Source organism: Bremerella volcania, from assembly GCF_007748115.1.
GTDB lineage: Bacteria > Planctomycetota > Planctomycetia > Pirellulales > Pirellulaceae > Bremerella > Bremerella volcania.
The window spans coordinates 5,551,374-5,573,195 of the sequence record NZ_CP036289.1 but is presented as its reverse complement, the minus strand read 5'-3'; the positions used below and the strand labels follow the sequence as shown (position 1 = coordinate 5,573,195).

Sequence of the window (21,822 nt, the reverse complement as noted above, 5' to 3'; positions counted from 1 at the left end):
ATCAAGATTCGTCAAAAAGTCCTTTCGTCTCAAGAGTCTTAGGAATTGGTAAGGCTGTTCCGATCTTTGAGTTGAGTTTCTTGATGAAATGTGCGGCGAGTGCGGGAGATTCCTGCTCGTCATTTTGATGAACGAAGAAAGATAGCTTCCGCAAACCAGCCTTCTTCCATTGAGCGATTCGCTCTACCCAGTCATCGAGCCGTGACCGATCTGATTTGGGATCGTTCGCACCTACCCAGCGAATAAATGCATTCGGGGTGGTCAAACGCATGTGCATCAGATCACGGCGACCTGCGGTATCGACGAGAATATTCGTCATCCCATGCGATTCAAGCAAATCGTAAAGTTCGCTTGAAACCACCTTGTCGTTGTACCAATCGGAATGGCGGAACTCGATCGCCAGCGGCGCTGCATACGACCAGTTTTCGATAAATGCGACAACACGGTCGAAGTTCTTCGGTCCAAAATTATTGTGCAATTGCAGGAACGGCATCGCCAATTTTTCATGCAAGTGTGACATGTTAGCAACGTTCTGTTCCACGATTTCTTCAACATCCTGCAGTCGCCGGAAGTGAGAGATGGTTTGTTCAAGTTTGGGAAAGAACCGGAACCCCTCCGGGACTGTCTCGTACCACTTTGAGAACACTGCAGGCGGGAACAAACGGTAAAACGTGGCATTCAACTCGATGCAATTGAACTGCGTTGCGTAGTACGCCAACTCGTCTTTTGTTTTTCTCGGATAGAAATTCTTGAGGTCTTTTTTGTTCCACTTCGCACATCCGACATAGACTTCAAGATCGTGCGAAGACGATCTATTTTTCAGAACCTTCGCTGTGCCAGGATGGTCGGGCGGGAGTATGAAATCGACCTTCTCTGGATAGTCAACTTGTCCAAATTTCATGCTATCTTCCACAATTGCCTAGGACATACAAAAAGGCTGACCGCTGCATTTTTACTTACTTCACTTTCAAAGCTTTGCTCCCCAGGGCATTTTGATGTTTCTGGGATCCACCGAGTACCGGTTGCCTGGGGGCATCTCTGTTCTGGTTTGAGCTATTTTCAGTGAGCAGGTTTCCAAGAGAAAATATAAATCATAATGATGCCTGGAGGACATCCTCTGTGCCTGGGAGAAATTGCTTGGAGCCAATCGCCATGAAAAGAGACTCTGGCCAATGGTTTTTGCTTACCAGGGATTTGACCAATGTGTCGGCAGTTTTAATCGACGTGACTTGGGCGATTCGCAACGGAGACTAGTTGGACAAGCCGTAATTCAGCTCGACGGCTATCGCAAGCAATTCAGCCCGATGGCCTGAAGCCGCTCGTCGAACCTACTGATTGAAAAGCCCCATGAGTCTGGGACTTTACTTTGCCCAAGAAATGAAGCATCGAGTAGGATGCCACATTCTAGGTTCAATATGCAGAGGCAAAAATTGAAAAAGCATTTTGGCGACAAATTGACGGCGTTGGGTCGACTTTTTCGTGATGGCTGAGTTGACCTAGGAAGATGTGGCCCGTGCATGCTGCCAAATGCCTCGCATCGTTTGCTCAGGTTCATTTCCTTAGCCGCTTACTTCATCTCAGCCAGCGAGGAATTGGCGACTTTTATTTTCTACTGGCGGGAATCTCCAGGTCCTGCGTTGTCTCGTCCTGGGGAAGGTCGAGTTCGAAGGTATGTTCGGCGAGTGGTCCTTGTAGTTCGGCGGCTTCCGCCGTCATTGCCTCGGTGGCAATTACGTGGACATGATGGGGGCCGCCCACGGTGCCTCGTCCGTTCCGAGCGGTATCATAATGGCCATCGACGATACGTGCCGTTCCTTGCGGACCGCTATTCCCTTTCTGTTTGTCAGGCGTGAAAACGACCGACCCGCCAGGAACGGGGGCCCCTTTATAGGTCACCGTGCCGGAGACGTCGTAGCGGATCGGCCCGTCTTGCTTTTGGCAACCTATGGCTAAAGGTATCAGCATGATTGCCAGCGGCATAAACGTGAAATGGTAGCGAGTCTTCTGACGCATATGGTAGTCCTTGCGAGATCGAGAAGAGTAATCCAAGCATTCCATAGAGATGCGGACGTGTCCACTAATCGAGACTCGCCACTTCATTTCCGTTCCTGCTGGCCGTCGACAGATAGATGTCCATGTCGATGTTCTCGGAAACGAAATGGACGCTGCTATCGGCCATCAGCAGTTGTGTACCTCCGGGGTGCATACTGCTGAAACTCATGTTGTTGAAGTTTCCGGACACGAAGCCTTGAATGTTGATGCCGAATTTGACGTTCTTGCTCATGCCGCAAGAGTGGTCGGCGCACCCGCGCGACCATGCCCGGGGAGCAGCGGCTCCGGTTGGATATTGGTTCGTGGAAAGTTCGCCGACCATGATCGTGTTGGAAGTGCCATCGGTAATATCGCGGAAGCCGATTTTACTATTCGCACCCAGCACTCCTTGATTCGAGACCTCATTGAACGATTGGCAATTGGGAGCCGATCCACTGTCGGAGGACTTCTTGCAGAACAGTTGGTAGCCCGGTCCAACTGGTCCCATGTTGCCGACGTAATGACCGGCGAACATCGGGCCGATCACGGCATCGCTGCTATCAATGATCGTTTCATCGGTATGGTCGGAGTGGGTTAGCGGAGCGCTGGGGCACTGGTAGACAGGAGGAACGGTTGTCACCACCCGCCGGTTCGGTTTTCCACGCCAACCTTGGATGTAATTGAATTGATCGGCCATGGCCGAGAACTCAACCTGAGGCAGAATGGTTACTAGAAAGCTATGCGATGTAGCGCCAAAGGCGGTGTTTTCGTTAGTACTGGATGGCGATGGTCCCATGTATCGGAAGCCGCCTGGTGGAAATGTCTTGTAAACATCGTGGTAGTTGTGCAGAGCGATGCCAATCTGTTTGAGATTGGCTTGGCAGTTCATTCGTCGGGCGGCCTCACGTGCCTGTTGAACCGCGGGAAGCAGCAGTGCTATAAGAATTCCGATGATGGCAATCACCACCAGCAATTCCACCAAAGTGAAACCTAGGTGCTTCGACTTTCGTGCGTTGTTTCTTGACATAATGAATGACCTCAGAAAAGGAAAGATGGTCAATGTCAGGCCGTAGGCCCAAAAAAAGGATGAGTAATAATGTCGAGGATTTATCCCGACTTCAGTGCTTCTTGAATCACTTCACCGCCTAAGACCGTGGGGATTTCCTGGCGGTTGTTATGTGGATAGATGAGTTGATGCTGGTCGATCCCGAGCGTATGCAAAATGGTGGCATGCAGATCGTGTGGTGACAGGGGACGCTCTACCGGAACGAAACCAAGCTCATCGGTCGCCCCGATTACCTGCCCGCCTTCGATCCCTCCTCCAGCCAACCACATGGTGTAGCCGGCAGGTGAATGATCGCGACCGCGGGCATCGCCTGTTCGCGTGCCTTCGGTGGTGGGGGTTCGACCGAATTCGCCGCCCCAAACAACAAGGGTATCGTCCAGCATGCCTCGCTGCTTTAGATCGTCTAACAGGGCAGCGACGGGTTGATCGGTAGCCTTACAGCGAGCAATGTGATTCGACTTTAACGAGCCATGGGCATCCCAGCCGCCATTGCGCAGCTGGATGAAACGGACTCCCTGTTCTACCAGCCGTCTGGCTAACAGGCATTGTCGTCCAAAGGCCGCAGTCGCCTTTTCGTGGATGCCATAGTTCTGTTGCGTTTCGGCTGATTCGGAAGAAAGGTCGAGCACATCCGGAGCTTCCATTTGCATGCGGAATCCGAGTTCGTACGACTCGATACGAGCTTGAAGTTCAGAGTTCTGTGCTTGTTGTTCCAAGTGCTGCTGGTTCATCCAGTGGATGAATTCAAGTTGCTGGCGTCGGTCGATCTCGGAATAGAGCTGGGGCATTTCGGAATAAGGAATGCCTTGTTGGGCATCGAGAACGGTTCCCTGGTATCGGGCAGGCAAAAAACCTGAAGCCCAACCGGGGCGTTGTGGTGCTGGGCCGTTCTCGTTCGAGGAAAGCATCACGAACCCCGGCAGGTTTTGGGCGGGACTTCCCAATCCATACGTTACCCAGGCTCCCATGCTTGGGCGATCTCCCAATCCCGAACCGGTTAACGTAATGCACTCGCCTGGACCATGAACCGGAATGCGATGGTTCAGCGAGCGGAAGACGCAGATGTCGTCGACATGTCTGGCCGTATGCGGCATCAAGTCTGAAACCTCGATGCCACTCTGGCCATGCCTGTTGAAACGAAATGGCGACGCCATCAGCTTGGAGTGGACGCCGGATCGCGGAATGTTGGGAACGTTGGCGACGATACTTGCCGGCACATATTCCCCATCCATCTTGGAGAGTCGTGGTTTGGGGTCCCAGGTATCGACGTGTCCGGGGCCTCCCGACATGAACAAGAAGATCACCGATTTAGCGGTCGGCTTGAAGTGTGGCATCTGCGTGTTCTTTACGCTGGAAGGCGATCCCCAAACTTGGTCCTGCTTAAGCAGGCAGTTTAGCGCCATGGCCCCGATACCTAGTCCAGCGGTGTGAAACAGAGCACGACGATTCATGGACATGTCAAACACAGGAAAAAAGCTTTCGATCAATGGCATTAAGGTAAGTAGACAAACTCGTTCAGGTTCATCAGAGCGTGAAGAAACTGTGCAAGTTTGCGCTGCTGAAGGTCTTGGTCTCCGTCGACTACTTGAAGCATAGTTCGGCAGCGTTCGACTTCTGGTTCGGTAGGCGTGCGCCCTAAGATTCGCGAAAAGGCAAGTTCGATCTGACGTTGAGGATCTTCTCCTGCTACCTCAGTGATCTGCTGGGCGAGCTTCTGCGCTCGTTTCACCACGAAGGGATTATTGAGTAGGTAGAGTGGCTGCAGGGCCACCGTCGATGTTTCACGACCTGGACAACTACGGATTGCTTCCGGAGCATCAAACATTTGCATCACATCCGGAAGTTCACTGCGCCTCTGCGAAAGGTAGATCGTTCGCCGAAGTTCCTGTTCGTCTCGATGAGGTGCGACACTGGGACCGCCAACTTGCCGGTTGAGTTCACCGGTAACAACCAGAAGAGAATCGCGAATCGCCTCTGCCTGAAGACGTCGTTGCGGCCAGCGCCAAAGGTGAATGTTCTCCGGGTCGATTGCATCATTGCTGGCGTTGAACGCTGAACTCTGGCGATAGACATCCGATGTCAGAATCAGCCGTTGAATGTGCCGGGTATCCCAGGAGTTCTCCATCAGTTCCACGGCTAGCCAATCGAGCAGTTCAGGGTGACTTGGGAGAGAGCCATGCGTTCCAAAATCACTGGAGGTGGCCACGATACCGCGGCCGAAATACATTTGCCATAGTCGGTTTACCCATACCCGTGCTGTCAGTGGGTTATCGCGACTCCCCAGCCAATCCGATAGGGCTTGGCGCGGTGTGGGGGTGAGTTGCGAGGGAGTCGTGCCCAAGACGGCCGGCCAGCCGGGTTCGACTCGCAATCCGGGGCTATTCACATCACCACGAACGAGAATATGAGTCTCAGCCTCTTTCAAAACATCAGGCACGTATGGCAGAGGAGAGCGGTTTACGACCGCAAGGTATTCGAGGTCTTTCCTGCCGGTGGCCGGCGAGTAGTATGCCCAGGTATGAGCAGGATACTCAGCTGGATCGATTTTCAGTTTCTTTGCTTCTTGCAGATAAAATTTGTAAGAGCCTTTGGAAAACCACTCAGAGATCTCCTGGGCCGATGGAGTATCTGAGTTCGGGAGACGTATGTTTCCTAATTGACCACGAGAGAAAAAGGCTAGAAATCGGTAATAGTCTCTTTGCGTGATGGGTTCGAATTTGTGGTTATGACACTGGGCGCATTCCATGGTCAGACCCAGCAGGGCACTCGTCGTGTTATCGACGATGTCAAACATGACGTCCGTCCGCTGCAGGTCCTTGTCCATTTGGTTGCCGCTGATGCGGGCCGACGCGAGAAAACCGGTCGCAATCACGGCCTGATCCGTTTCTGTCGGAAGCTCGTCACCAGCGAGTTGCTCTTTTAGGAATTGATCGTACGGTTTGTTGCTGTTGAAGCTATTGATGACATAATCTCGATATCGCCACGCAAAGGGACGGGGAATATCGTGCTGATGCCCTTCGCTCTCGCCCCAGCGAACGAGGTCAAGCCACATCCTGGCTGTTCTTTCGCCAGCGTGAGGAGATGCAAGAACCTGGTCGACCAATCGGGCGTAAGCTCCGGGAGATTGGTCCTTAAGGAAAGCATTCGTCTCTTCTTCCGTGGGAGGAAGGCCAAGTGCGTTTAGATACAGGCGGCGAATTTGAACTCGGCGATCTGCCGGCGTGGATGGGACAAGCCCTAATTCGCGTTGACGAGCTACAAGAAAGGCATCGATCGGATTGGTGTCATAGCCATCGACCTGTGGAACCTCAGGTCGTTCCACCCGCTGAAAGGCCCAGTGTTCGGATTCGACTTTGGGTTCGGGAAGAAGCTTGTCGTCCCAGTCGAGCCCTTGTTCGATCCAGGCAGTGATCAGTGCAATTTGCTTTTCTGACAGAGGCTCTCCCTCTGGGGGCATCCGCTTAGTATCAGAGTTCGACGTGAGAGCTTGCAGCAAGGGATTGTTTCGGCTTTTGCCTGGGACAACGAGTGCGTGTCCTGTGCTGTGCCCAAGTAATTCACTTCGAACATCAAGTCGGTAGCCAGAATCGGGAAACTCGCCAGCGTGACATTCAAAGCAGCGCTGTTTGAGAAGTGGATAGACATCGCGTTTGAAATCGACGGTCTCATTCCACACAACCGTGGGCTTCGGCGGTTTTCCTGGAGTGGCCAGGCCATTGGCATGCAGAAACGCGTAGGCTTCATCCCAACTGGAAGACAAAACCAGGTCACCTACACGGATACGATCTTCGCGTTCCGTCTTGACGCCGGTTGCGAAACCAACCCAGTGGAACTGATGCAGTCCCGATTGTTTGCTGATCTGAAGATTGGGAGCATTGCGAGAATCCTCTTCGGGATCGATCCACAGTTCCATCTGGGTGTAGTCATTACGCTCGCCCGGCTTTTCTTTGGATAGACGGGCGATTAGTCGATAAGTCTTTCCAGGCTCGAGTTTGTGTTGGCTCCAAGCGGTTTGGCTTGAACCGAAACGCAGCATAAAAACATTCTGTCCTTTGCTTGGGCCTCGGTCTGCCAGATGGACGCCAATATTGGGTATCCCTGAGTTATGAACGGCCTGGTCGCTTCCTTCGGTACGATCAAGCCAGAGCACGAAGAATTCCGGATCAGGGTTACCGTTAACCTTTTCTGGTTCATAGACGAAACGGAATCCGACGAATACCTCATCCTCCGCGTAAACACGATCGAGCTGTCGGCGAAGTGGGTTGTTGCGCGAGCCTGTTCCTCGAATCAAGACCGATGGCCATTGGAGATTTGCCGTAGGATCGTACGATGCTGGCGATAGTTTCGAAAGCTTCCAACCACCTCGCCAGCCGTTCAATACTTTCGTTGCGGGGATTCCCGAGGAAAGTTCGACAGAAGGATCAAAACGATCCGCGACGACCGGAAAAGGATCTGCAAACGACTCCGATGCCGTCATCGCCCAGCCACAGATGCCCAGGCAACAAGCGAGAAGAGTTTTCGGCAATGAACCTATCCACTTCATTAATTCCCAACCTTTTGTTTGAGGAGTGCCCATGCGAATGATGCTTATGAGGTTGGTGACGCCTGCAATACGTTCGTCAGGTCGAAGTCAATCAGGAGGCGATCAATCCACAGCTTGTCGTGAGGCTCAGTATCTTTGCCCATACGAAATCCAAGCGTCGACAGGACTTCAGCACCTTGCCCTGGAGGTAGTTCATAGACGAGATCAGGCGGCCCGATCGACTGCACATCGGGATTAATCCACAGTTCGATTTGACTGAATTTCGACATGCTTGACTTGCGAAGGCGCCCCACGAGAAAGAACCGGACATCGTCCCCAGTTACTGGACGATTATCCTGATGGTCGAGTTTTAGGCGTGCGAAGTACTCGCCAAAGCGAATGCCTGCATTGGGTCTCGTGGAGTGACTGATCCCCTTTCCCAAGTGGTTGTCAAACCAAAGGGCGAAGAAGTCATCGGGATCGAGCCCCTGGTATCGTCCTAGGAAGCTGAAGCAGAAATCTTGGTTCAGCGGTGTGGGCAGTTGTGTTTCCAACCGATTGCAGATGGATGGAAATGCCGGATCACGGCCATCCATCTCGACGACATAGGGATCTCCCGATATCCCCTGCCAACGTAAGGGAGTATCCAAGATCGCGACGCGAGCAAATTTTCCATCGACAATCCAAGGATGAAATACACCTTTGCCCGTTTCATTTTGCTGGAAGGGAGAGAAGTCTTCGACCAACCAAGCTTTCGCTGGTACAGCTTGTTCGACGGAAGCAGGTATTTTCCCCAATCGCGAGAGAGCTTCCGAGAGGGGCATCGTATGCATGGCCGGCGGATATTGGCCGTTTCGAGCCAATTGAATCTGTTCGAGCGATGGCAGTGAGACACGGTCGCTTGAATCGACGCTGGCCAGAGAAATATCCGTGAAATCTGTTCGAGACTGGGAGTAACGCGAAGTTGCTTTTGCGCTAAGCAGTAGGGCTTTGTCGGACTCAGGAGCCTTACGTGATTGGACGGTGACTTCGCCTTCATACACCTGGACACTCGCTTGACCGGTCGCATCGACCTCAGCCCCAAACTTGGTGCCAAGGTCTACGATTTTCATGTCGGGCGTAAAAATGGTAAATCCGCGAGCTTCTTCCGGAACGACCGCGGCCAGTTTGCCTCGATGCAGCACCGCTTTCCAGGCGGAATGGAATTCTAACTCGGCCGGTCCCTGTAAGGTCACACCGCTGCCGCATTCGAATGCCAGACGAACCAATCCTGCGTCTAATTTGAGGTGCTCGCCTTCTCGAAAGGGCATGCCATATTCCAAGTCGCCATTAGAGTCAGCCAGGATGGCATCTTCACTATCGATAAGGATTGCCGCAATCGTGGGTGAATTGGGTACATCGACAGCCAAGTTATTTGGTCGATCTTTTTGCCGACCTGGCCAGAGGAACACGGCCAGAAGTACCGTCGCGGAGAGAGCAGCTAATATCAAGCCCGCGCTTTGCCAGCTTTCAAGACGCCGCTGGGATGGGACCAGTGTTTGTTCCTGAATCGTCTCGATGATCTGGTTATGGACCTCGACAGGCTCTGGTTCAGTCGGCGGATCCGAATAGTCGATCTGCGTCCACTGGAGTAGCGTATCCGACACGATCTGGTCGACATACAACTGACGCAGTTCCGTCGAACGCTCAATGATTTGCGATAGTCTTGCGTCTTCGGCTTCACTCAGATTCCCACCAAGCAATCCAGTGATAAGGCGTTCAAATTCGAGTCGAGTTTCGGGAGAGACTTGGTCGCTCATGTTGGCACCTCGATACGAAGAGCCCGTTCGACACATTCTTTCAGTGACTTTCGAATTCGGTAGAGTGTCATTGCCACGGCCTGAGGTTGACGTCCCAGACGTTTGGCGATGTCGTTGATGGAAACATTGTTTTGATAACGCGATTGAAGAATCGACCTCTGATTGGCCGGCAACTTGGCAACGCACCGACGAAGCTCTTCCGCGCGTTCGTCAATCTGTTCCATCTGCATCGCGGCGCGCCTTGCCAAGTCTTCGATCAATTCCTCACTGAGTGGGATGTGCGACTTTCGCCCTCGAGACTTAAAGAAGGAGAGTGCCTGCAAGTGAGCAATCCGACATGCCCAGCTTGCAAATGGACGAGTCGGATCGTATTCGTTTCGTTTTCGCCACAGGACTAAATTGGTTTCCTGCAAAACGTCGTCAACGTCCGCGGAAGTGCGAACAATCGTTCTCAAGAAGGCTGTCAGCGGTAATTGATGCCGTGCAATTAGCGAGACGAAACGCTCATCGATCTCGCTGCTGGCTAGTGGGAGTACCGGGGTGCTTCTGGCTCTGGAATCCGTTGACGGCGGGTCGCTGTGGTCGGAAATAATGAAAACTCCCGGAATGAGCGATGACTACGAGCCACTGAATCGCGGCGGTTGGCAGGAATACGATAGGAAAAGGGCATGCCTACTAAGACTTATCCATCATTCGCGATTCATAACGCGAGGTATTCAAAAAAAAGTGGCTTTTTCAGGAAGTTGCCTTTTGGCCGAGTGTTGGTTAAGGGTCGAGTCTTCTAGCTTAATTGGGCGAGAAGCTCCTTAGACCGGCGCGTTTATGTACATAGCGGGTCGATCTAGATTAGAATCAGGCAAAATAACCATGCAGTCGGCGTCGGAGTTGTCAGGGGCTTTGTGTGACCTCATGACTTCGCGGCCACGCGGCCTATCACAACGGCAGGAAGACAGTCCCCATGTTGCGAATCTGCTATACCAGCTCTCTCCTATTGCTGCTCTGTTGTTCTGCCATGGTCACGGCAGAAGATCGGTCGACCAGGCCCAACATTTTGTTCATCTTTTCTGATGACCACGCTATTAAGGCTATCTCAGCCTATGGTGGAGACTTAGCCAAGGTTGCTCCGACTCCCAACATTGATCGCTTGGCCCGAGAAGGAATGTTGTTTCGTAACTCCTTTTGTGCGAACTCGATTTGCGGACCATCGCGGGCCACGATTTTGACAGGCAAGCACAGTCACAAGAATGGGTTCATGCGAAACACCGGACAAGGCATGGATCAATCGCAATGGACGCTGTCCAAGGCACTTCAGTCATCTGGATACAACACAGCCCTCATTGGCAAATGGCATCTAAAGACGCAACCCTTGGGATTTGATCACTGGGAAATCCTGCCGGGCCAAGGCAACTACTACAATCCTGACTTCATTCAGCAGGATGGTTCGACGAAGCGGTTTACTGGCTATGTTACCGACATTACCACTGACAAATCAATTGAATGGCTGGAACAACGCGACCAATCGAAGCCGTTCTTCCTAATGTGCCAGCACAAAGCACCGCACCGTACTTTTGCCCCGCCACTTCGCTACTTGGACGTATTTGACGAGGTGGAAATCCCAGAACCGGCAAATCTGTTTGATGCCTATACCAACAGAAGCTTGACGTTGGCCAAAAACGAGATGGAAATCGATCGTCATCTTGACTGGGCCTATGACCTGAAGGTCCGCAAGGATGAGCGGGGCGAAGTCGCACTACCGAAGCCTGATCGCTATGGAACGCCGGAATACAATCGGATGACCGATGATCAAAAGTCCGAGTGGGATGCGCACTTCGGTCCGCGCAATAGAGCATTCTTGAACGACTTTAAAACAGGCAAAATGTCGAGCCGGGACATCGTGCGTTGGAAGTATCGTCGCTACATGCGAAATTATCTCGGCACGGTGAAGGCGGTAGACGAGAACGTCGGGCGATTGCTGAAGTACCTCGGCGATAACGGTCTGGCCGAAAATACCATCGTGGTTTACTCGTCAGATCAAGGTTTCTATCTGGGTGAACATGGATGGTACGACAAACGCTGGATGTTTGAGGAGTCACTTAGGATGCCGTTGATCATTCGCTGGCCCGGTTTGACGCATCCGAATTCGACCGCGGAAGAATTGGTTCAAAATATCGACTACGCACCCACCTTTTTGGAAATGGCCGGTTTGGAGATTCCGGAAGAGATTCAGGGCCGTTCGCTCGTCCCGATCTTGAAGGGGAAGCCCACGGAATGGCGCGAGTCACTGTACTATGCTTACTATGAACTTGGTGAGCACGCGGTACCACAGCACTTTGGCGTTCGGACCAAACGATACAAACTAATTCATTTTCCGGTAACCGAGGAATGGAATCTGTTTGACCTGCAGTCCGATCCTAACGAGATGATTAGCATCTACGACGACCCTGCGGCACAGCCAATCCGTGATTCGTTGACGAAGGAGTATTACCGCCTTCGCGAATTCTACGAGGCTCCCGCGTTGCCTAAACCTGTGAAACGCTAGTAAATGTCAAAACGCACGAATAGAGCCACTCTTGCTGTGCGTGACGCATTTACGTCAGTCGGATTTCGCAGGTAATTGAGTGTCCGACGACCGAAATGAAACGTTGTCCCAGCGTTTTACGGCTTACTTGACCGGATCCAGCCCGGTCGACGCGTATTAGGTGAAAGGCCAACATGCCAATGTTGGATTTGGCCGTTTCATGCGATGTAAATCGGAAATCCTCAGTGGCGAGGGGGCAACAAAGACCCCCCCTATGTTGTCTGGACGTTTATGTCTTAGGTGGCTAGAGTGACGGCAATTCCTGTTATCCCTATGGCTTCAACAGTCGGTAATGAAGTTGCTGAAGAGTTCCGCGTCTGAAAGTCGAAGAAGATGGAATGCTTCATAACGGCGACAGGCTCCTTTTTGCCTGGTCCTACGATTTCCAATGAGGAGATTCACGAGTATCTAGGTGTGCTCGACGGGGAGTCGCAGGTTGCACAAAGCGTGCTTAAGATGAACGGTATCGTCTCGCGGCACTACGCGCTCGACCAACGGCAACAGGCAACTCACGATGTCTATGACCTGGCAAAACTTGCCGCGAAGACCTGTCTAAGTGAGGCTTCACCGCGGCGCCCGGTTACGTTTTTGTCTGCAGGTTCGACTTACGCGCCGCTATCAGGCCCTGGAATCGCTTCGATAATTCATAGTCGGCTTGGTGCGGATGGCGTTCTCGATCGATCCTTGGAGCTAAGTTCGCATGGCGGGATCTGCACCTCGGCATCGGCTGCGTTGGTAGCGGCTGTTCGAGCTGTGAAGCTTGGCGAGCACGAGTCGGCCCTGAGTATCGGCGCCGAGCATGCATCCGAGATTTTAAAGGCTTCCGCAATCCGCCCTATCGACGACCGAGCAGAACATGCCGATATCCGCAAAAGCCAGTGGTTCATGTCGGTCTTTCTGCGGTTCATGCTCTCCGACGGTAGTGGCGCGGTGCTTCTTGAAAGTGAGCCACGTGCAGACGGGTTGTCGTTTCGGGTCGACTGGACGCATTCGATGTCGTTTGCCCACCATGCCCCGCTATGCATGAAACTGGAAAATGCGAATCGTCTTCTCAGCCAGGACGTGGGCATCCTGACCCGCTACTTATACCAATTTGCCGGCGAGTTCGTCGCCTCGGCACTTGAGAAGAACAACGAGCAATTGGGAGCGTATCGGATGATTCTGCCGCATATGTCTTCTTACTTCTTCCGGCGGAAGATGGAAAAGACGATGCAGAAGTTTACGTCTAATCCCTCGGTTACTGTCCCTTACTGGACGAATCTAGCGACGGCCGGAAACACGGGTACGGCGAGTATTTATGTCATGCTGGACGAGTTCGTCCGGCAGCACGAGATCATGTCGGGGGACCGTTTGTTGCTCTTTATCCCCGAGTCAGGTCAGTTCAATTTCGTTCTCGTTAGTTTGACGGCGACATGATCGTGAGTGACGCAAACGCACTTAACACCAGCAGGAAGCTGGCCATCATTGGCTGCGGAAGCAGCGGTCTGATTGCGCTGAAGTCAGCGATCGATGCCCTGCCGGGCTGGCAAATTGTCTGCTACGAAAAAGGGGACCAAATCACGGGTGTCTGGGGCAATCCCTATCCAGGCTTTGTTTCGACCTCGACGAAGTACACAACTCAGTTTACCTGCTTTCCGGTGCGAGACGCCGCCGTGGAAAATGATGGCGGACAGAGCCGGGCCGAGTTCTTTCGTGATGGAGAATACGGAGAGTACCTCAACCAGTTTGCCGACGCGTTCCAGCTTCGCTCGCACATTAAGCTGGGGTGTCAGGTCGAAAGACTTCAGCGGGCAGCAAGTGACGAAGGGTGGTTGCTTACGTATCGCAGCACTGGGGAAGAAGGTCAGGCGACGTCGGTGACCGAGCAATTCGATGCGGTCGTTATATGTACCGGCCTGACTGCCCAGTGCAAGGAACTGGAAACGAAGCTGCCCACGCTTTCGCCCCGAGAACTCAACAAACCGGATGGACTTGCGCACGTTACAGGCGAACGGATTGTCGTCTTTGGTGGCGGCGAGTCGGCGGTTGACTACGCGACTCGACTGGCTCGCCCAGAACTGAATAACGAGGTATATCTTTCGCTGCGCACCGGGGTTCGCGTCAGTCCGCGTTATCATCCGATCCGAGGCGTTCCGTCGGACTTCTTGCGAAACCGCTTGATGTTGTCGATCCATCCGGTGCTTCGCAATTGGATTGGCCAACGGTTTGTCGAAGCCCGGATGCTGCATCAGGAGCGATTCGAGAAGTGGTTTCCGGCCAAGAGTAAAAAACAAGCCGAGAATTCCAAGTCGAGCCACCAAGAGTTGAAAAAAGAATGGGCTTATCGACTTACGAAAGGAGCCAAGGATGAGCTATTCAATATGTTTCACAACAAGAGCGACGACTTCCTGGATGGTGTTGCCGATGGACGCATCAAGATCGTCGGAGAACCGGTCGACGACGAGATGATACGCTTCTATCAGTTTCAGTCGGATGAGCAAGTTGATGTTGCCCCGACGAAGATTTTGCCTGCGGTTGGGTATAAGTCGACTTTATCGGCGATCTCAGGCGGAACGATGAGCCTGGCCGACTTTTACCTGGGCTGCGTGCATGTGACGTATCCGGACCTCTTCCTGGTCGGATTTGCTCGGCCGGTGATTGGCAACATTCCCTCGATCAGCGAGATGCAGGCAAACTACATCACAGGGATTATTGGTGGAACTGTGCCGCGGCCGCCCGATATTGCCCAGGAGCATGCGTTAGCTCAAGAGGCCAATTTTGCACGGTATCCCAGGCTCGATCTTGAGATCATCTACCCGGTCGAGATGTTCCCGTATTGCGACTATCTGGCCCGGCAGATGAAGATCTATCCGACGGTGAAAACTGCGGGGTCGCTTCGAGAGTGGTGCCGTATTCAACTACAACCGGCGACCACGGCACATTATTATTTCCAAGATCAGCCGACGCATCGATTCTTTGGGAGTGCGCCGGTCTACATGCCGTCGGTGTTTGTGTTGCTGTTGCTCTTGCTCAAGCCGTTGGACTGGGGATTCCGTATCGTGCGGCGCGTGTTCCGACGCCAGGCTGCCCATCTACCCTCGTAGGCGTCATTGCTCATGGAATCGCAGCAATCAGACTCGCAGCCTCCAACATTCTCCGGCAAGCTCGCCCGCCCGCCGCTAATGTATCGTCAGTGGCTGCTTGCCGGTAACCGCGCAAAGTTCTTTGACACGTTGGTGCAGGACCTGGGAGACTTCGTTCACTATCGCGGTTTATTTAGCTTTTACCTGGTCAATCATCCATCGCTGGTCAAACAAGTGTTGATGGAGACGCATAAATCGTTCGATAAGAACAGTGTTATTTACGACCGGTTTCGCAACGCGTTTGGCAATGGTCTTGTCGTGGCCGAGGGGGAACGCTGGCGACGTGCGCGAAGACTGATGCAGCCGCTGTTTGGACCTCGTGCCGTTGAGCACTATTTCGAACTGATGCGCGACTCAGCACAGCAGACGGCAATCCGCTGGGAACCGATCTGCCAGGCAGGCGAGGTGCTAGATGTTGCTAGTGAGATGAATCACGTGACGCTGCAGATCGCAGGGCGGGCGTTGTTTCATGACTCATTCGACAAGATCGCGCCAAAAATCAGTCACTGGACTCACGTGATCAATTTGTATAGTGCCAAACCGCCGTTGCCGATCATTCGCAGCTTTTGGTTTCCCTCTCGTATCAATCGTAAACTGAAACAGGCACTGGCAGAATTCAATGAGTTCCTGCAAGAGATGATCCAGAGACGCCGTGGAGGCGAGCGGTCCACCGATTTGATCAGTCGGCTTTTGGCGGCCCGGGATGAAGAGACAGGCGAGCCAATGTCGGATCAGGAGATTGCAGAGGAGGCGCTCGGAATGATTATCGGAGGACACGAGACTTCGTCCAGTGCTCTGGCGTGGGTCTGGTGCGAGTTAGACCAGCATCCAGACGTTCGCGATCAGCTGCATCAGGAAATCGACGAAGTGATTGGCACCGGGCCGCTTCAGCTGGAACACATTCCGCAGTTGGTATATACGCGGATGGTGATTGAGGAAGCGATTCGTCTTCATCCGCCATTCTGGTTTGAGAATCGCAACGTAGCCGCCGATGTTGAATTAGGTGGTGTCCAGATCTCGAAGGGATCGGTGGTAGTCTTCAGCCGATATTCCCTGCATCGACATCCAGGGTTCTGGGACGCCCCGGAAGAGTTCAATCCCGGACGATTCAGGCCTGGATCCGAAGAGAACAAACGTTCCGTCTATGCTTATATTCCCTTTGGTGGAGGACCGCGAATCTGTATTGGTGTTCACTTTGCCATGATGGAACTGGTTGTCGTCCTGGCAGTGCTTGCGCGGCAATTCAAGGTTGTGTTGGACCAGTCGCATCGCCATGAAATGGCAGCCAATCTGACGATGACTCCTAAGTACGGCGTACGAGCCCGCTTGGAAAGGCGATCATGAATCAGTTTCCCTACATCACCGATTACATCAACGAGATCTTCGCTCGCGAGAAAAATCGCTGGGACTTCATTTACTTACGGCCGATCATCGTCTTTAGCTATTTTTTTCAGCGGACGATCAGTTTTCCGCTGAAGTTCATCTTTCATCGCTTTCCTTTCGGCTGCGAAGCCTACTTGATCGATTGGTGGATGACCTTTGGGTTGAAGTATGTCGCAACTCAGGATGCAGCTGAATTGCTGATGCGGCACGTCCAGATCGAGCCCCTCTTGTACCGGCACATCTTGGGGCCTCACGACGAAAACTATACGCCCAGTGACAAGCGGCTTAACGGAATTGATGGCGATTTCAACCTTGAGAGTATCGACGTTGCCCTGCGTAATCAGCTGACCGTCGGGCACGACTTACTCTCGTATGAGGTAGTGGATCGTTTTGATCGCGAACAGTTTCTCGCCAATCTTGCCAAGATCCGCGCTACCCGACCAGCCGATCATGAGCTTCTGAGCAAGAAGGTGTTAGAGGAAAACAAGAAGTATTCGTATCAGCTACTGGGGCCAACCAATATTGTCCTGTTGATTGTGACGACCATCACTTTGTTTGGTGACTTACGAACGACCATCACGGCGCTCAATTCGTTCGGATCGGATTCGCTCCTGTTGTGGTGCATGAAGCAGCTTTATGCCAATGACCGCCAGGCCCAGATTGACCTCGATTTCTACATGCAGGAAGTAAGCAATCGCGGGCACTACAACAGCAGTGCTTTTTTCTCGAACCCTAGCCAGTATCTCTACTATCACATCGTCTTCGACGAAGTCTGCTATGACCTGCTCATGAATCACCCACCGACGCAGGACGCAAGGACCGTTGAAGGTTAATGCCGCACGGGGGCTTCAGTCAGGGTTACTTTGTACGTCTTCGCCGGCAATTGAATACGAGTCGGACTTTCTCGCAAACGGCAAAAGCAGCATGCCAGGCAAGCGTTCTACCTGAGATTCAACGCGGTATTCTTTGAGCCCGATGTCCATCTTGTCGTGACCTTTTGAAGGCTGATCGCGGTAGGTGCCGAGCAGGAAGTCCCACCAAGGCAGATTAAACCCGAAGTTGCTGTTCGTCTCACGGCGAATGACCGAATGGTGGACTCGATGCATGTCCGGTGTTACCAGCACCAGACGCACGACTCGGTCGAGCCACGGGGGGAGCGAGATATTACTGTGATTGAACATTGACGTAGCATTCAATAGCACTTCAAACAAAAAGACAGCGATCGCCGGTGCGCCCAGCACAACGATCAAAGCCAGTTTGATCACAGCTGAAAGCAATATTTCCAGCGTATGGAAACGAAGTCCTGTCGTAACGTCGATGTCCATGTCGGCATGGTGCACCATGTGAAGTCGCCACAGCAGCGGAACGGCATGAAGCATGACGTGTTGCAGATAGATGGTCAGGTCAAAGATGAGCACGGCCAAGAGCACCTCAACCCACATCGGCCAGTCAACCAGGTAAAGGATACCCCACTGCCGTGACTCGGCAAACATGGCCGCGGCCACGGCTGAGATGGGTAGCACGATACGGGCAGTGATCGTGTTGATGACGACCAACGCCAAATTGCTCAGCCAGCGAGATGTCTTGGCTGTCGTCAATACGCGCCGCGGTGCCAACAGTTCCCATATGGCCATGACTACCAACACGCCAAGAAAGCAGGCCAGCCGGATGATCATCTCGACGTGGGGATGCATGTTCGCTCAAATCATCTCATGAGGAAGACACTGGTTTACCACGATACCACAATGCCAATCGCTCAGGCGAAATGCCCATTCGCCAGGCTAATAGGATAGCTTGATTCATGCAGGTCGTACGCACGACTCCCCGCTTCCGCCACCGCCTGGCAGATACGGTCATCGACACATCTGCCATCGCAATTCGCCCGCGTTTGCGGAGCCTCTGCCCCAGTTCAATGTCTTCCATCAGGGGCCAGTTTCGAAACCCACCTACTTCGTAAAGCGTTTGTGAACGCAAGAACAGGCCCTGGTCTCCATAAGGCCGCTGAAGGAATCGAGAACGAAGGTTGGCAAGCTGGGCCACCAATCGCAGCCCAGGCGTATCATGGTCGATTTTCAAACGAAACGCACCAGCGATTGTCTTGCCATGCAGGGTGTTTCGGATGACCTCATCGTAACGGAAGGGCAAAAGTGCGTCGGCGTGCAAAAAAAGGAGGTGCCCACCACTGGCCAACGCGGCTCCGGCGTTCAGCTGAATACCCCGACCAGGCTTGCACTGGACAACTTTGGCTTGGTGCTGTAGGGCGATTTGAACCGTGTCATCCTTGCTTCCACCATCGGCAACGATGACTTCAAGGTCTTTCTCACTTGTGCAGCGACTGTTCACGGCGTGCAAGGTTTCGGCCAGGTTTTTCACCTCATTGAGTGTGGGGATGACGATGGAAAGCCGATTGGCATCGTAGGCTGGCAAGATCCCTTCGAGCAACTGCGGCCACCGGCGACATGAGATTAAATCTTCCGGATAGTCGACGTCGGAGAGAGGTGAAAGCAGTTTCCGGCTTAGACCTTGGACGTCTATCTTCTTCATGGTCTCAGTTAGTACCCTGGACGTTCCCCAGGGGATTTCTCGGAACAAGCTCGGCTGGGGAGACTTCAGTCCAATGAGATAATATCCCCCATCTTCTGCTGGGCCAACGACCACGTCGTGTCTCTCAAGCAGTCGATTTGCCATTTGCAAAGTAGTGGCATCGAGCTGTGGGCAGTCGGCACCGATCACGATCACACGATCCGAATCGGCTTGAAATGCCTCGTCGATCGCATGGCAAAGACGTTCTCCCAGATCAGTTCCTTGCTGTGGGACATAGCCCATGCCGTCTCCGAACATGGCCTGCATGGCCGTCGCATCGCGGCCAGCGAACCGCACTTCGATAGTGCATGGCACTTGTCTCTGAAAGGTTCGCACTATATCGAGCGTATGGGACGTGAGTCTTTGCTGAAGTATTGCTGCACCTTCAGGACCCAGGGAAGGAATAAGCCTGGTCTTGGTGTTTCCCGGTTCAGGATATCGGGTAAAGACGATCAACTGTGTTTTCATGAAAGGATCGCGCCCTGACAACTCGAGCCGTTTCCGGCGGTACATCCGAAGCAGTGCCTGCCGGTAGCGATGGTCCGTTGGGCAATGGTATCGCAGTCCAAATCTTCAATTCGGCGACGCTTCGTGGTCACCGGCAATTCAAGCATCTGGTTGAAGTCACAATCGTATAGGTTACCAAGCCAGTCCACCGAGAGAGTGGTGCGGCACATGACATGGGGAACCGTTTGCGGATTGAAGCTGTCGACGAGCTTCCTCATGTAGGTTTCGTACTTGCCTGTCTGAAGCAGGTCGTCCAGGAATCGGCTGATGGGAAGATTCGTAATCGTGTGCAGCTGGTTGAAGACAATGTCGTAGCGAGACTTCAGTTCGCGGCGATAAGCGACTTCGAGCTCCGCTTGACTGGGCGGCAAGGAAGGCCCAACGGGATTGTAAACCAGCGTGAGTCGTAGGCCGCTATCGGCTTGGCCATATCCTAGCTCATTAAGAAGGCGTAACGCTTCAACCGACCGCCGGAAGACGCCATCGCCGCGTTGGCGATCACAGTTGTCTTCCAGGTAACAAGGAAGCGAAGCAACGACCTCGACGCCATGGTCGGCCAAGAACTGAGGCAGGTCGCGATATCCGTTAGCGACCAGGATCGTCAAATTGCAGCGATCGATGATTCGTCGCTCAAGCGCATGGGCCTGTTCGACGAGATAGCGAAAGTTAGGATTCATTTCCGGGGCACCACCGGTAATATCGAGCGTAGGAATCTCTAGGCGAGTCAGGGCCGAGATGATCGCTTCGGCAATCTCGCGAGACATGCTCTCACGGCGGTCTGGACCCGCATCGACATGACAATGCGTGCATGTTTGATTGCAGAGCTTGCCGACATTGATCTGCAAAACGTCGATGCCGGCGGCGTGAAGCAGTGGCAAATGGTGCTGTTGCAGAGCTTCATCAAAATGGGGGAGGTTGGCAACCAGGTCGCCTTGAAGGATTTCATGTTGTGTTTGAGCATGGGCGAGAGTGCTCTGGCGTCTGACGAGTGACAATTGCATTGATGGGAAACTTTCACGGCGGTCGGTAACGTTGCGAGATGTCAAGCGAGTAGCTTGTGCCAGTTCTTAGCAGCAGTCATCTCCGCATTCGCTAGGAGCTTCGGTGGTTACGTCGTAGTCCAATCCTTTCGTTTGGCGGGGATGACGCCGCGCATTTTGGTGGCACATAAACGGCTCGGCATCGTCCAGGGGAATCGGTTCTATGGGCTCGACAAAGTCGAACATTTCAACGTAAGGCTCAGCCTGCAGCAAACGAAACGTCTTATCACAGACGGCCATCCTTTCGCCGCGATAATAGATGTGACCATCGTCATCTTTAACCGTGGAAAAGGGGCCTCGGTAGATGACGGCCTGATTGCGTTCCAGGCAAGGCCCCTGCTTTCCTTTGTATGCCATGACAGTCACCGAACGAAACTCAATTCCTTCGACGGTCTGCCAGGGTTGGGCTTCGCGTTTGACGATTTCAATACCATGAAAGCCCGCCTCGACAAACGCATTCAAGAATTCATCTTCCCGAAACGCACCACTAATGCAGCCTGACCAAAGCGTTGGATCATTCTTGAGTGTTTCCGGAACGGTTTCGTCGCTCACAATATCGCTGACCGCTACGCGGCCCCCGACGCGGAGAACGCGGAACATTTCTGCGAACAACTGATGTCGATCGGAAACCTTCACAAGGTTCAGTACACAGTTAGATAAAACGCAGTCGACCGAATTGCTCTCGATCAGCGGCCGCTCACTGCGAATTCGTTCGGTTGCATGCCGCAGTGCATGGTAGCTGGTAAGGTCACTAGCCGGTTGGTCGGACAGGACGGTTGCGAGCTGGTCGAGATCCAACTGCAAGTCTTGTATCATGCCATTGCGGAATTCAACGTTCGCATAGCCTATTCGCTCGGCGACGGTCGGGGCGTGCTTTCGGGCCAGGCTCAGCATCTCTTGATTGCAGTCGACGCCGATGACACGCCCTTGCGAACCGACCATCTGGGCCGCAATGAAACAAAGTTTCCCTCCTCCACTCCCCAGGTCCAGTACCGTATCCCCTGGCCGGACATAGGGTGTAGGGTCGCCGCAGCCGTAGTCGCGTTCGATCACTTCATCCGGGATCACTTCCAAAAGCTTGGTATCGTATTGCACGGGACAGCAGAGAGCCGCCTCACGCTCTTGAGCAGCATCGGCATACCGCTGGGCAACGGCTTGATCGCTGTCGAGTTTAGGGGATGTGGACATAGT

The 21,822-nt window shown here is 53.1% G+C and carries 16 protein-coding genes; 5 read left to right on the top strand and 11 right to left on the bottom strand.

What is annotated here, in order from left to right:
* Position 1: 1 nt before the first annotated feature.
* The 7 genes from Pan97_RS22175 to Pan97_RS22145 all read right to left on the bottom strand — a co-directional run bounded on the left by Pan97_RS22175 (position 2) and on the right by Pan97_RS22145 (position 9,930).
* Positions 2-901 (bottom strand): DUF72 domain-containing protein, encoded by a 900-nt coding sequence (locus tag Pan97_RS22175; RefSeq protein ID WP_144976433.1) that lies wholly within the window; start codon positions 899-901, stop codon positions 2-4.
* 701 nt (positions 902-1,602) lie between these two features.
* Complete coding sequence (locus Pan97_RS22170; protein WP_206668911.1) at positions 1,603-2,013, bottom strand: hypothetical protein; 411 nt, start codon at positions 2,011-2,013, stop codon at positions 1,603-1,605.
* A gap of 64 nt (positions 2,014-2,077) precedes the next feature.
* Positions 2,078-3,058, bottom strand: a complete 981-nt coding sequence (locus tag Pan97_RS22165; protein WP_144976431.1) for a DUF1559 domain-containing protein — start codon at positions 3,056-3,058, stop codon at positions 2,078-2,080.
* Between the two features lie 80 nt (positions 3,059-3,138).
* Positions 3,139-4,548 carry a DUF1501 domain-containing protein gene (locus tag Pan97_RS22160; protein ID WP_241676333.1) on the bottom strand — a complete coding sequence of 470 codons (1,410 nt, stop codon included), beginning with the start codon at positions 4,546-4,548 and terminating at the stop codon, positions 3,139-3,141.
* A gap of 41 nt (positions 4,549-4,589) precedes the next feature.
* Positions 4,590-7,622 carry a PSD1 and planctomycete cytochrome C domain-containing protein gene (locus tag Pan97_RS22155; RefSeq protein WP_241676332.1) on the bottom strand — a complete coding sequence of 1,011 codons (3,033 nt, stop codon included), beginning with the start codon at positions 7,620-7,622 and terminating at the stop codon, positions 4,590-4,592.
* Between the two features lie 62 nt (positions 7,623-7,684).
* Positions 7,685-9,418 (bottom strand): FecR domain-containing protein, encoded by a 1,734-nt coding sequence (locus tag Pan97_RS22150; protein WP_165698915.1) that lies wholly within the window; start codon positions 9,416-9,418, stop codon positions 7,685-7,687.
* Positions 9,415-9,930 (bottom strand): sigma-70 family RNA polymerase sigma factor, encoded by a 516-nt coding sequence (locus Pan97_RS22145; protein ID WP_196782448.1) that lies wholly within the window; start codon positions 9,928-9,930, stop codon positions 9,415-9,417. The genes Pan97_RS22150 and Pan97_RS22145 overlap by 4 nt, the downstream gene beginning before the upstream one ends.
* A 500-nt stretch (positions 9,931-10,430) precedes the next feature.
* Between Pan97_RS22145 and Pan97_RS22140 the strand changes: the two genes are divergently transcribed.
* The 5 genes from Pan97_RS22140 to Pan97_RS22120 all read left to right on the top strand — a co-directional run bounded on the left by Pan97_RS22140 (position 10,431) and on the right by Pan97_RS22120 (position 17,334).
* Complete coding sequence (locus tag Pan97_RS22140; protein ID WP_241676448.1) at positions 10,431-11,957, top strand: sulfatase family protein; 1,527 nt, start codon at positions 10,431-10,433, stop codon at positions 11,955-11,957.
* 372 nt (positions 11,958-12,329) lie between these two features.
* Positions 12,330-13,412, top strand: coding sequence for a 3-oxoacyl-[acyl-carrier-protein] synthase III C-terminal domain-containing protein (locus Pan97_RS22135; RefSeq protein ID WP_144976419.1), 1,083 nt, complete (start codon positions 12,330-12,332; stop codon positions 13,410-13,412).
* A 2-nt stretch (positions 13,413-13,414) separates the two neighbouring features.
* Positions 13,415-15,079, top strand: coding sequence for an NAD(P)/FAD-dependent oxidoreductase (locus Pan97_RS22130; protein ID WP_165698914.1), 1,665 nt, complete (start codon positions 13,415-13,417; stop codon positions 15,077-15,079).
* A 12-nt stretch (positions 15,080-15,091) separates the two neighbouring features.
* Positions 15,092-16,462: a cytochrome P450 gene (locus tag Pan97_RS22125; protein ID WP_144976415.1), complete on the top strand. Its 1,371-nt coding sequence runs from the start codon at positions 15,092-15,094 to the stop codon at positions 16,460-16,462.
* Positions 16,459-17,334 (top strand): hypothetical protein, encoded by an 876-nt coding sequence (locus Pan97_RS22120; protein ID WP_144976413.1) that lies wholly within the window; start codon positions 16,459-16,461, stop codon positions 17,332-17,334. The genes Pan97_RS22125 and Pan97_RS22120 overlap by 4 nt, the downstream gene beginning before the upstream one ends.
* 15 nt (positions 17,335-17,349) lie before the next feature.
* On the opposite strand, the gene Pan97_RS22115 is transcribed toward Pan97_RS22120, so the two are convergent.
* The 4 genes from Pan97_RS22115 to Pan97_RS22100 all read right to left on the bottom strand — a co-directional run bounded on the left by Pan97_RS22115 (position 17,350) and on the right by Pan97_RS22100 (position 21,819).
* The gene (locus Pan97_RS22115; RefSeq protein WP_144976411.1) at positions 17,350-18,195 is read right to left on the bottom strand and encodes a sterol desaturase family protein; all 846 of its coding nucleotides are present in this window, start codon (positions 18,193-18,195) and stop codon (positions 17,350-17,352) included.
* A gap of 16 nt (positions 18,196-18,211) precedes the next feature.
* Complete coding sequence (locus Pan97_RS26565; protein ID WP_196782185.1) at positions 18,212-19,552, bottom strand: TIGR04283 family arsenosugar biosynthesis glycosyltransferase; 1,341 nt, start codon at positions 19,550-19,552, stop codon at positions 18,212-18,214.
* Entirely contained in the window at positions 19,549-20,592 is a 1,044-nt protein-coding gene (gene arsS / locus Pan97_RS22105) for an arsenosugar biosynthesis radical SAM (seleno)protein ArsS (protein ID WP_144976410.1), read from the bottom strand. The genes Pan97_RS26565 and arsS overlap by 4 nt, the downstream gene beginning before the upstream one ends.
* 66 nt (positions 20,593-20,658) lie before the next feature.
* Complete coding sequence (locus Pan97_RS22100; RefSeq protein ID WP_144976408.1) at positions 20,659-21,819, bottom strand: methyltransferase domain-containing protein; 1,161 nt, start codon at positions 21,817-21,819, stop codon at positions 20,659-20,661.
* Positions 21,820-21,822 lie beyond the last annotated feature (3 nt).

Bases quoted from the DNA above. Each gene is read 5' to 3' on its own strand.
- Pan97_RS22175 (WP_144976433.1), bottom strand. From the start codon at position 901: ATGAAATTTGGACAAGTTGACTATCCAGAGAAGGTCGATTTCATACTC.
- Pan97_RS22170 (WP_206668911.1), bottom strand. From the start codon at position 2,013: ATGCGTCAGAAGACTCGCTACCATTTCACGTTTATGCCGCTGGCAATC.
- Pan97_RS22165 (WP_144976431.1), bottom strand. From the start codon at position 3,058: ATGTCAAGAAACAACGCACGAAAGTCGAAGCACCTAGGTTTCACTTTG.
- Pan97_RS22160 (WP_241676333.1), bottom strand. From the start codon at position 4,548: ATGAATCGTCGTGCTCTGTTTCACACCGCTGGACTAGGTATCGGGGCC.
- Pan97_RS22150 (WP_165698915.1), bottom strand. From the start codon at position 9,418: ATGAGCGACCAAGTCTCTCCCGAAACTCGACTCGAATTTGAACGCCTT.
- Pan97_RS22140 (WP_241676448.1), top strand. From the start codon at position 10,431: ATGGTCACGGCAGAAGATCGGTCGACCAGGCCCAACATTTTGTTCATC.
- Pan97_RS22135 (WP_144976419.1), top strand. From the start codon at position 12,330: ATGGAATGCTTCATAACGGCGACAGGCTCCTTTTTGCCTGGTCCTACG.
- Pan97_RS22125 (WP_144976415.1), top strand. From the start codon at position 15,092: ATGGAATCGCAGCAATCAGACTCGCAGCCTCCAACATTCTCCGGCAAG.
- Pan97_RS22120 (WP_144976413.1), top strand. From the start codon at position 16,459: ATGAATCAGTTTCCCTACATCACCGATTACATCAACGAGATCTTCGCT.
- Pan97_RS22115 (WP_144976411.1), bottom strand. From the start codon at position 18,195: ATGCATCCCCACGTCGAGATGATCATCCGGCTGGCCTGCTTTCTTGGC.
- Pan97_RS26565 (WP_196782185.1), bottom strand. From the start codon at position 19,552: ATGAAAACACAGTTGATCGTCTTTACCCGATATCCTGAACCGGGAAAC.
- arsS (WP_144976410.1), bottom strand. From the start codon at position 20,592: ATGCAATTGTCACTCGTCAGACGCCAGAGCACTCTCGCCCATGCTCAA.
- Pan97_RS22100 (WP_144976408.1), bottom strand. From the start codon at position 21,819: ATGTCCACATCCCCTAAACTCGACAGCGATCAAGCCGTTGCCCAGCGG.